Source organism: Intrasporangium sp., assembly GCF_051961875.1.
GTDB lineage: Bacteria > Actinomycetota > Actinomycetes > Actinomycetales > Dermatophilaceae > Intrasporangium_A.
The window spans coordinates 1-10,085 of sequence record NZ_JBQCCV010000203.1; the positions used below are offsets into that span (position 1 = coordinate 1).

The following is a 10,085-nucleotide window of genomic DNA, read 5'->3' on the forward strand; positions in this document are numbered from 1 at the left end:
CAGCTCTTGCGGTTGTGGGGAGGCGCGTGGGTCCTTGTGGCGACCCTTTTGGAAATCTAATCGGGGTGGGCCGGCTCCCTTTGGGGGGGCCGGCCCACGCGCGTTCCGACGTGGTTCACGAGCAACAAGCAGACGTATGCCGCTGAGCTCCGTTCCGTCCCAAGCGTCCTCCCGCTCCTGTCGTCCAATTTGCCCACACCGGCGTGTCTGCAGCATGGTTGACCCCCGAAACAGCTGATACGTAACGAACAGGAGCTGGCGGCGCCCGCGCGCCGCCATGACGCATGCAACCGCCATCACACACTCAGCAGCACTCACCCACGACCCCCTCGCGCCCGACCGCGCCCGGCGCGCCGGGCGCGCCCAGCCCGACCGGCGCGACCGCATCGCGAGAAGGCCGCCGCACCCTGCGGCGCCAGGCCGCCACCCTCGGCCGCGACGCGGGAGAGGGGCGCGTCAACGCCTTCCACCCCGCGCTCGAGCCGCCCCGGCTGCCGGAGCGCAGCGGTCGCCGCGCCGCGCTGGACCGGACCGTCTTCGGGATCACCGCCGCCATCGCCATCGGCTTCGTCGTCTGGGGTGGGGTCGCGACCGAGCAGCTCGGTGACGTGACGAGCCGTGGTCTCGACTTCGTCGTGCACAACATGGGCTGGTTCTTCGCCCTCACCGCGTCGGCCTTCGTCTTCTTCGTCGTGTGGCTCGCCCTCGGCAAGTACGGCCGGATCCCGCTCGGCCGCGACGGAGAGGCGCCGGAGTTCCGGACCAGCTCCTGGATCGCGATGATGTTCTCGGCCGGCATGGGCATCGGCCTGATGTTCTTCGGCGTCACCGAGCCGTTGACGCACTACGTCAGCCCGCCGCCGGGCACCGGCGAGGCGGGCAACCCCGCCGCCGTCCGGACGGCGATGGCGACCACGATGTTCCACTGGGGCCTGCACCCGTGGGCCATCTACGCAGTCGTGGGCCTCGCCATCGCGTACGGCGTGTTCCGCAAGGGCCGCACCCTGCAGATCAGCTCGGCGTTCACGCCGCTCCTCGGCCGGCGGGCCCAGGGCCCGGCCGGCAAGGCCATCGACGTGTTCGCGATCTTCGCCACGCTCTTCGGCTCCGCCACCTCGCTCGGGCTGGGCGCGCTGCAGATCGGCTCCGGGGTGCAGATCGTCGCGGGCACGGGCAAGGTCGGCAACGCCTTGCTGGTCGGCATCATCGTCGTGCTGACGGTCTGCTTCATCCTCTCCGCCGTCTCCGGCGTGGCCCGAGGCATCCAGTGGCTCTCGAACATCAACATGGTGCTCGCCGTCGTGCTCGCCCTGTTCGTCTTCGTCGTCGGGCCCACCATCTTCATCCTCAACCTGCTGCCGACGACGCTCGGCACCTACCTGCAGGACTTCGCGATGATGTCCGCCCGGACCGACGGTGCCGGTGGCCCCGACATGCGTGCCTGGCTGCAGAGCTGGACCATCTTCTACTGGGCCTGGTGGGTGAGCTGGACGCCGTTCGTCGGCATGTTCATCGCCCGCATCTCACGCGGCCGCACCATCCGCCAGTTCGTCGTCGGGGTGCTCCTCGTGCCGACGGTGGTCTCGCTGGTCTGGTTCGCCATCTTCGGCGGCACCGCGATCATGATGCAGCGGAGCGGGACCGACCTCGCCGCCGCGTCAAGCTCGGAGAGCGCATTCTTCGAGATGCTCGGCAACCTGCCGTGGACGACCGTGACGACCGTCATCGTCGTCGTCCTGGTCGCGATCTTCTTCGTCTCGGGGGCCGACTCTGCGTCGATGGTGATGGGGACCCTGTCCGAACGCGGCACGCTGAAGCCGTCCCGGCCCATCGTCATCTTCTGGGGTGCCGCCACCGGCGCGGTCGCCGCGACGATGCTCCTCATCGGCGGCGAGGACGCCCTCTCCGGCTTGCAGAACGTCACGATCGTCGCCTCACTGCCGTTCCTGTTCATCATGGTCGGGCTCGCCATCGCCCTGGTGCGCGACCTCTCCCGCGACCCCATGGTCGTGCGCCGCCAGTACGCCGTCGCCGCCGTCGAGCAGGCCGTCGTCGCCGGGGTCACCGAGCACGGGGACGACTTCGCGCTGTCTGTCGAGGAGACCCGGCCGGGTGAAGGGGTCGGCGAACTGGTGCCGACCGAGGACATCGAGCTCGCCGCCGAGGCGCCCGAGGACGTCGCCGTCGCACCAGCGGGAGGCGCGCCGGCCTGAGCGCCGGCCGCCGGAGCGGCCGGGCGGGAGGGGCGACCAGGGACGTATGCCGCTCAGCCGGCCGCTGGATGGTGCGGTCGCGCGTGCCCGATCTGCCCTGACAAATGCCGAAACGTCAGGATTCGTGCTGAGACCAGTCTGCCAGAACCATGGGATTCACCTGTCGTACAACGGAATTGGCGCGTTCCCCCTAGGCTCCCCCTTTGGAGTACCTCCGTGCTGGCCCCGGCGCCGCGCGACCAGACCCAGGTGCACCTGAGCCCCTCGAGGAGCTCGGGGGGCAGGTCGTCCCATGGAGGAAGCATGAAACCATCTCGCTGGCTGCGGGCCCTCCTCGCAGTCATGCTGGCGATCGGCGCGGGCGTCGGGATAGCCGCCCTCGCGCCCGCGTCGGCCTCCGCCCACACCTGGACTGGCACGACGTGGACGGTCCAGGTCGGTTCGGAGTCTCGGAACCATCTCATCCAGGGCATGAACTACGGCCCTACCGACATCTGGATCGACGTCGGTGACACGGTTCACTGGACATCCGTGTCGATGGAGCCGCACACGGTCTCCTTCGTCGACAGCGCCCACCCGCTCGGGGACTTCTTCCCCGGCACCCCGTCCTTCGGCTACATGTCCACGCGGACGCCGCAGCACACGATCAGCGCGCCCGGCGAGTTCCGCAACTCGGGGGTCATGGCCACCATGGCCATCGACCTGCTGCCCGTGACGTTCTACACGTCCTACAACCTGAAGTTCACCGGCGTCGGCACCTACACGTACTACTGCTACGTCCACGGCGCGATGATGAAGGGCACCGTCCACGTCCGGCCCGCCGGCACGGCGTACCCGCACACCCAGCGGTGGTACGACATCCAGGCGGCGCTCGCCCGCGCGGTGGTGATCGCTGACGGCAACCTGCTCCGGGCACAGGCGCGGATGCTCGCGACGAACCACCACGTCTTCGTCGGTGCCTCGGACAACACGGCGCTCGTGATGGCCTTCACCCGGTCCCACGTGACCGTCCACGTCGGCCAGTCGGTGACCTTCGACTGGGGTCGCAACGGCTTCGCCGTTCCGCACACGGTGACCTTCGGGCCCGATCCGGCGAACCCGCTCCCGCCCACCGGTGACCCGCACCACTACTCGGGCGGCACCCTCAGCTCGGGCGTCGTGGTGGCCCCCACGACGAAGTTCAAGGTCACCTTCACCAAGGCCGGGACCTACGACTACCGCTGCCTCATCCACGACGGTATGGGCATGGTCGGGTCCGTGAGGGTCATTCCCTAGTCCGGGCGCCGACCTGAGGCGAACGCCTCGACGAGAGTCGGGTGGACCTCGGCGATGACGCCGTATGCCGTCGCCGGGGTCACGTCGATCGCCTCGTAGTGCTGGCGGCCGGCTCCGGTCGTCATGACGAGGGTGGCCACTCCGGCGCGGCGCTGGAAGAAGCTCTCCCGGATCGTCCAACCCACGATCCCGTCGCGCTGGAGGACCACCCGGTCGCGGTCGAGCGCGCCCGAGCGCACCACGACGTGGCGATCGGTCACGCGATGGCCGAGTGCGGCATACCGGCTGCGTGCGAGGGCCCAGCCGAGTGGGAGGAGCAACAAAGCGGCGACGAACCACCCTGTCCACCAATGCAACACGCCGGTGAGGATGCCCAGGGTGATGGCGAGGACGCTGTTCGGCACAAGCGCGCGGACGTGGCGTCGGCGCCGGGCCGCGGCACCGTGGGCGACCAGCTCGCCGCGCACGGCGGCGGCGTCGCCGAGGATGGCAAGCGCGACGTTGCGCACGATACCGGCGGGTGCCGGCGGGGCCAGCACGTCCGAGCGGGCGCGCGCATCGTGGCCGAGCCCCGTCGTGACCGCCTTGAGCCGGGCGCCCCTGACGAGGCGGAGCCCAGCGGGCTCGCCGATCTCGACGCCGCGCAGCCGGGTCGAGTCGATGCTCGTCTCCCGCGTCGTGAGCAGGCCTCGTCGTGCGTGGAGGCTGCCGAGCCGGTTGCGGCTCAGGTGGAAGCCCCAGAACGACAGGACGTAACCGCCCATCGCCAGGACGGTCACGGCCAGGACGAGGAGGACCAGGGCGGCCACGAGCCCGCGCTGGGCCGCCCAGGACCACGCGGACTCATAGATCTGGCCGTTCTTCGAGAACTGGTTCGCGAACTGGGATCCGATCCCGAGCAGCGCTGCGGCGGAGAGGAACCCGCTCATCGTGAAGGGCGCGAAGCGCACCCACGCGGGGTCCATGCGCAGCAGGTCCTCGTCCCGTGCCTCCGCCGCGATGGGCGCCGTTGCGGTGCCCGACATCGCGGCACCGGTGGGGGCCGGCCAGGACGGGTCGACCGGTCGGTCCTGCACCTCGACGAGAGCCGGGGCGGCGACCGGCGCGCCCTCCGCCGCGGCCCGGTGCAGCAGCTCGGCGCGCAGGGCTCGTCCCGCCGTGAGGCTCAGGGCGTCGAGGACGAGGCGGTCCTTGGTGCCGGCCGTCGAGATCTCGACCTTCGCTAGTCCGAGCAGCCGGTGCCAGATCTGGGCGGTCAGGTCGACCGTCCGGACCTTGTCGAGCCGTGCCGTCGTGGTCTGCTTCGTGATGACCCCGTGCTGCAGCTGGATCTGCTCACCGTCGATCCGGTACCGCGTCGTGAACCAGCGGGCGACACCGTAGGCGAGTACGAGCGGCAGGGCGATCAGCTCCCACCGCTCGGAGTCGCTCGAGCCGGCCCGGGCGAGGAACAGGGCGAGCAGCGCGGGCAGGGCCCGGATCAGGGTCTGGAACGGGTGGACGAGCAGCATCCGCCGGTCCAGGCGGCGCCAGTCGGCGACGGCGCCGGGCACGTCGACCGCGTCGGCCGGTGGGATCTCGTCCCGAGGGCCGGGCTCCTCCGCGCTGGCCGGGGCCTCCGACGTCATGTCGCGTCCCCGGTCTCAGCGACGGCTGCTGCCGTCAGCACGTCGACAAGCTCACGTGCCGCCGCGACGTCGAGGCCCTCGATCCGCAGGGGACCGGCGGCCGAGGCGGTGGTCACCGTCACGGACGCGAGCCGGAACAGCTGGGCAAGCGGACCGCGGTGCAGGTCCACCGTCTGGACCCGGCTCACCGGTGCGATGCGGCGCTCCTGGTTGAACCAGCCACGCTGCGTGTAGATCGCCTCGGGCGTGGCCTCCCACCGGTGCACCCGGTACCGCCAGCGCGGCATGACCACGGCATACACGGCGCCCAGGACGAGCCACAGGGCGGCGACGAGCCAGCGCCAAGCGGGGTCGCCCGCGTCGAGCCACCACCACGCCACCTGACCGGCGAGCAGCACGGTGAGGCTGATGAGCGCCTCGACGGTCCACATCGAGACGGCGCGACGGGACACGAGGTTGGCGGGCTCACGCAGAGGCTCGTGGGCGGAGTCAGGGACGTGCACGCCCCCACGGTTTCACACCGGGGCACCCAGAACCCGTTAGCGTCGGATCCGTGACGACGCCAGAGCTCAGCGAGCACGCGACCATCGCGCAACGGATCATCGGGTCGATCGTCGAGGCGACGAGCCCGGCCCTCTCTCCGGACGGCACGCAGGTTGCCTTCGTCGTCCGGTGGACCTCGTTCGACCAGAACACCCGGCTGAGCCGCGTCTGGCTGGCTCCGGTCGACGGGAGCACCCGCCCCCGGCCCGTGTCCGGGGGCGAGCACGACACGGGCCCGGAGTGGAGCCCGGACGGCCGCGAGCTCGCCTTCGTCTCACGACGGGGCGAGAAGAAGGGCGAGGCGACCCTCCACGTCCTGCCCGTCGACGGCGGCGAGACCCGCACGATCGCGACGATGAAGGAGGGCATCGGCCAGGTCCGCTGGAGCCCGGACGGGCGCTGGCTCGGCTTCCTCTCCCGCGTGCGCGACGAGCGGTATGACGCGAAGGACGTCAGCTGGCAGCCGCCCCGCAAGATCGAGACCTTCTTCACCCGCCTCAACGACGAGGACTGGACCTTCGACCGGCCGACCCACGTCCACGTCGTCCCGGCCGACGGCACGACCGGCCCGCGCGACCTCACCCCGGGCACGCATGAGTACGACGGCCTCGCCTGGCTGGCGGACTCGAGCGGGGTCGTCACGTCGGGGGCCCGGCACGAGACATGGGACCTCGACCTCGCCACCGACTTGTTCGTCGTCCCCCTCGACGGCGAGATCCGTGAGCTGACCCACCAGACGGGCAACTACGGCGACCCCCGCGTCTCGCCCGACGGCACGACCGTGGCGTTCCTCGGCCAGGACGACCCGATGCGGATCGGCAACCAGCACGTCGGCATCATCGCCCTCGACGGTGACGGGCACCGCTGGATCTCCCGCGGCCTCGACCGGACCTTCACGGCGACGGCCGGCACTCAGGAGCCGCACTGGGTCGACGACGCCACGCTCCTCACGACCGGTGAGGACCGGGGCGAGACGCACCTCTACCGTCTCCACACGGACGGCAGCGACCCGGAGCGGGTCACCGACGGGCCCATCACCGTCGCGGCCTTCGACGCGCGGGGCGGCTCGGTCGTCGCCTGCGTCAGCGCCGTGGACCGGCCCGCCGACCTGCACGTCATCGAGGCCTCGGGGGCGCTGCGCCGCCTCACCGACTTCGGCGACCGGTATGCCGAGGCGGCCCACCCCGTCGGCTGGGAGAAGTTCACCGTCCCCACCGCGGACGGCTCGGGGGAGATCGACGCGTGGATCATGCGGCCGGCCGACCTCGACGAGTCCGAGCGCCACCCCGTCGTCCTCAACGTCCACGGCGGGCCCTTCACGCAGTACGGCGAGACGCTGTTCGACGAGGCGCAGTACCAGGCGGCGGCCGGCTTCGTCGTGCTCATGTGCAACCCGCGCGGCGGTTCCGGCCGGGAGGACTGGTGGAGCCAGTCCATCGCGGGCCCGAAGCACCCGACGACGCCCGGCACCGGCTGGGGCAGCGTCGACGCCGACGACGTCCTCGCGGTCGTCGACGCCGCCCTCGAGCGCTACCCGTTCTGCGACCCGGACCGTGTCGGCATGCAGGGCGGCAGCTACGGCGGCTGGATGGCGACCCACCTCGCCGGCACGACCGGCACCCGGTTCAAGGCGATCTGCAGCGAGCGGGCCGTGAACAACTTCCTGACCGAGGAGTTCACGAGCGACGTCTCGACCTCCTTCAAGGTCGAGATGGGCGTGAACCACCTCGACGACCCCGAGGCCTACGTCTCGCTCTCACCGATCCGCCACGTGCGCGACATCGAGGTCCCGGTCCTCATCGTCCACAGCGAGGAGGACTACCGGTGCCCGATCAACCAGGCCGAGGAGCTCTTCGTCGCGATGCGCCTGCTCGGCAAGGACGTGACGTTCTACCGCTTCCCCGGCGAGAGCCACGAGCTGTCGCGCAGCGGCTCTCCGGTCCACCGCCGGCAGCGTGCCGAGATCATCCTCGACTTCTTCACCGAGCACCTCACCTGAGGGCGGCCAGCCAGGTGAGGTATGCCGCGCCGCGCGGGGACAGCTCGTAGCCGACGTCGTGGCTGATCGTCAGGCCGAGCGCCTTGAGCTTGCGGATGTCCGCCTTCATCGGCAGCAGCTCGACGTCCCGGAGCGCGGCGAGCTCCTTCGAGACGACCCGCGGGTTGTCACGGATCCACTCGAGGATGTCCCGGGTCCACGGCCCTGTCGGTCGGGCGTCGAGGCGGGCCAGTCGGCGCTCGATGTCCCGGAGCTCGCCGTCATCGGGGAGGCTCTCCCGCAAGGCGGTGCGCGGGTCCTCGCCGGCCCACGACAGGGTGACCCGGAAGATCCGGTCCCCGCCGCGGCCGCCGCGAGGGCTGGGCTTGCGGCTGCTCGGCTCGAGCGCCTTCCGGAGCGCGGCGAGGTCCTTGACGCCGGCCTGCTCCGCGTCACGTTCGGTGAGCCGGTCGAGGTCGGTCACCTCGGTGCACGCGTCGAAGCGGACCAGCCCGGCGGAGGTGAGCTGGGTGCCGCCGACCTTGACGCGGGGGCTGTCCCATCGTCGGAAGGCCTGGGTGATCCTCCCCGCGCGGATCCCCTCCGCGACCGGCTTGGAGAGCAGCATCGCCCCATCGTCGCAGAGCGAGTGCGCACGGTGGGGCGATGCCGAGTGGGAGCCGTCAGGGCATCATCGCGTCGACGACGTCCTTGTTGTCCTTGGCCCAGGCCTCGATGCCGGCCTCGGGGTCTTCCTTGTGGTCCTGCAGGACGACCTTCTCGAGGTCGGCCAGCTTGTCGTCGGCGAGCTTGAAGTTCGACATCGCCTTGGCGACCTCCGGGAAGTCCTCGCTGAAACCCTGCCGGGCGATCGTGTGGATCTCCTCGGCCCCGCCCATCGCGCCCTCGGGGTCCTTGAGGTCCTTGAGGGGGTAGGCGCTGTAGGCCCAGTGCGGGTGCCACAGGGTGACGACGATCGGCTTCTTCGCGTCGGTCGCCTTCTTGAGCGCCGCGAGCATGGCCGCCGTGGACGAGGTCTGCAGCTTGAAGTCGTCGAGGCCGTACGCCGGCATCGCCTTGTTCTTGGTCACGTCGGTCAGGCCGGCGCCGGGGTCGATCCCGGTGATCGTCCCGTCGAGCTCGTTCGCCTTGCCCTTGAGGTCCGCGATCGAGTTGACGTCCTCCATGTAGGTCGGCACCGCGAGATTGAGGGTCGCCTGGTCGTACCAGGTCCCGAGGTCCTCGACCTGCTTGCCGACCTTCTCCCAGTACTTCTGGTGGGTAGTGGGCAGCCACGTGTCGAAGAAGACGTCGATGTTGCTGTTCTTGCCCTTGGAGATGCCGGTGAAGATGACACCGATGTCCATGTCAGGGACCTTGACGGTGTAGCCCTTCTGCTCCAGGACGTGCTTCCACAGGTGGCTGACGACCTTGTCCTCGTCCCAGCCGGCCGCGATCGGGATGGTGAGGGTCTTCGCCGAGGACTTGCCGCTGCCGGCGTCGCCCGAGGTCGAGCCGACCTGCTGGCTCTTGCCGCAGGCGGCCACGAGACCGACTGCGAGGATCGCAGCGGATCCCGCGGTGACCGTGCGGGCCAGCCGTGTTGTTCGCATCATGAAACTACCTCTCCTGGGTTGCCTGCGCGGGGGCGCGCTGGATGGTTCGGATGGGCACGCCGTATGCCGGTGACGGCTCAGTCGGGCGCGGCATACGGGTGGCCGGGCCGCGCCGTGCCGGGGCTCAGGCGCGGGCGGATGCCTTGGCGACCCGCGCGACGGGGGAGCGCCCGGCCAGCCCGGCGGTCATGCGGTCGAGGAACATCGCCAGGATGACCACCGCGATCCCGCCCTCGAAGCCGAGGGGCATGTCCATGGTCGTGATGCCCTGGTAGACGAGGGCACCCAGGCCACCGGCGCCGACCATGCCGGCCACGACGACCATCGACAGGGCGAGCATGATGACCTGGTTGACGCCGGCCATGATGGTCGGCATCGCGAGCGGCACCTGGATGCCGGTCAGGATGCTGCGCGGCCGCGCGCCGAACGCGTGCCCGGCCTCGACCATCTCGCCGTCGACCTGGCGGATGCCGAGCTCGGTGAGGCGCACGCCGGGGGGCATGGCGAAGACGATCGTCGCGACCATGCCCGGCACGACGCCGATGCCGAAGAGGAGCACGGCGGGGATGAGGTAGACGAAGACCGGCAGGGTCTGCATGAAGTCGAGGACCGGGCGGACGACCCGGGCGACGCGCGCCGAGCGGGCGGCCCCGATGCCGATCGGCAGCGCGAAGAGCATCGCGACGACGCTGCAGACGATGACGAGCGAGAGGGTGTCCATCGCCTCGTCCCACATGTCCATGGTGACGATGAGCACCATCCCGACGAGGGTGCCGAGGCCGAGCTTCCAGCTGCTCGCCGCCCAGGCGATGAGCGCGAGGACGACGGCCAG

General features: G+C 70.6%; 8 protein-coding genes. 3 read left to right on the forward strand and 5 right to left on the reverse strand.

Translation table 11 applies throughout. The annotated features are described in order from the left end of the window. Positions 1 to 284 precede the first annotated feature (284 nt). Positions 285 to 2,213, forward strand: coding sequence for a BCCT family transporter (locus ACTHJJ_RS12020; protein ID WP_440303179.1), 1,929 nt, complete (start codon positions 285 to 287; stop codon positions 2,211 to 2,213). Between the two features lie 303 nt (positions 2,214 to 2,516). Continuing rightward, a complete protein-coding gene (locus tag ACTHJJ_RS12025) occupies positions 2,517 to 3,488 on the forward strand; it encodes a cupredoxin domain-containing protein (protein ID WP_440303180.1) in 972 nt (323 codons plus the stop codon). Here the strand turns inward: ACTHJJ_RS12025 and ACTHJJ_RS12030 are convergent. Together ACTHJJ_RS12030 and ACTHJJ_RS12035 are read right to left on the reverse strand one after the other, a co-directional pair. Further along, on the reverse strand, positions 3,485 to 5,116 hold the full coding sequence (locus ACTHJJ_RS12030; protein ID WP_440303181.1) for a PH domain-containing protein: 1,632 nt from the start codon (positions 5,114 to 5,116) through the stop codon (positions 3,485 to 3,487). The genes ACTHJJ_RS12025 and ACTHJJ_RS12030 overlap by 4 nt on opposite strands. Continuing rightward, positions 5,113 to 5,619, reverse strand: coding sequence for a PH domain-containing protein (locus ACTHJJ_RS12035; RefSeq protein ID WP_440303182.1), 507 nt, complete (start codon positions 5,617 to 5,619; stop codon positions 5,113 to 5,115). Before ACTHJJ_RS12035 ends, ACTHJJ_RS12030 begins: the two co-directional genes overlap by 4 nt. A 50-nt stretch (positions 5,620 to 5,669) precedes the next feature. Here ACTHJJ_RS12035 and ACTHJJ_RS12040 point away from each other — a divergent pair, with 50 nt between their 5' ends. Further along, complete coding sequence (locus ACTHJJ_RS12040) at positions 5,670 to 7,658, forward strand: S9 family peptidase (protein WP_440303183.1); 1,989 nt, start codon at positions 5,670 to 5,672, stop codon at positions 7,656 to 7,658. Here ACTHJJ_RS12040 and ACTHJJ_RS12045 read toward each other — a convergent pair. The 3 genes from ACTHJJ_RS12045 to ACTHJJ_RS12055 all read right to left on the reverse strand — a co-directional run. Further along, complete coding sequence (locus ACTHJJ_RS12045) at positions 7,651 to 8,265, reverse strand: ASCH domain-containing protein (RefSeq protein ID WP_440303184.1); 615 nt, start codon at positions 8,263 to 8,265, stop codon at positions 7,651 to 7,653. The genes ACTHJJ_RS12040 and ACTHJJ_RS12045 overlap by 8 nt on opposite strands. Positions 8,266 to 8,320: 55 nt before the next feature. Continuing rightward, complete coding sequence (locus ACTHJJ_RS12050) at positions 8,321 to 9,253, reverse strand: glycine betaine ABC transporter substrate-binding protein (protein WP_440303185.1); 933 nt, start codon at positions 9,251 to 9,253, stop codon at positions 8,321 to 8,323. Positions 9,254 to 9,377: 124 nt separating this feature from the next. Further along, the coding region (locus ACTHJJ_RS12055; RefSeq protein ID WP_440303186.1) for an ABC transporter permease at positions 9,378 to 10,085 on the reverse strand (708 nt) is incomplete at its 5' end.

Bases quoted from the DNA above. Each gene is read 5' to 3' on its own strand.
- ACTHJJ_RS12045 (WP_440303184.1), bottom strand. From the start codon at position 8,265: ATGCTGCTCTCCAAGCCGGTCGCGGAGGGGATCCGCGCGGGGAGGATC.
- ACTHJJ_RS12020 (WP_440303179.1), top strand. From the start codon at position 285: ATGCAACCGCCATCACACACTCAGCAGCACTCACCCACGACCCCCTCG.
- ACTHJJ_RS12025 (WP_440303180.1), top strand. From the start codon at position 2,517: ATGAAACCATCTCGCTGGCTGCGGGCCCTCCTCGCAGTCATGCTGGCG.
- ACTHJJ_RS12030 (WP_440303181.1), bottom strand. From the start codon at position 5,116: ATGACGTCGGAGGCCCCGGCCAGCGCGGAGGAGCCCGGCCCTCGGGAC.
- ACTHJJ_RS12050 (WP_440303185.1), bottom strand. From the start codon at position 9,253: ATGATGCGAACAACACGGCTGGCCCGCACGGTCACCGCGGGATCCGCT.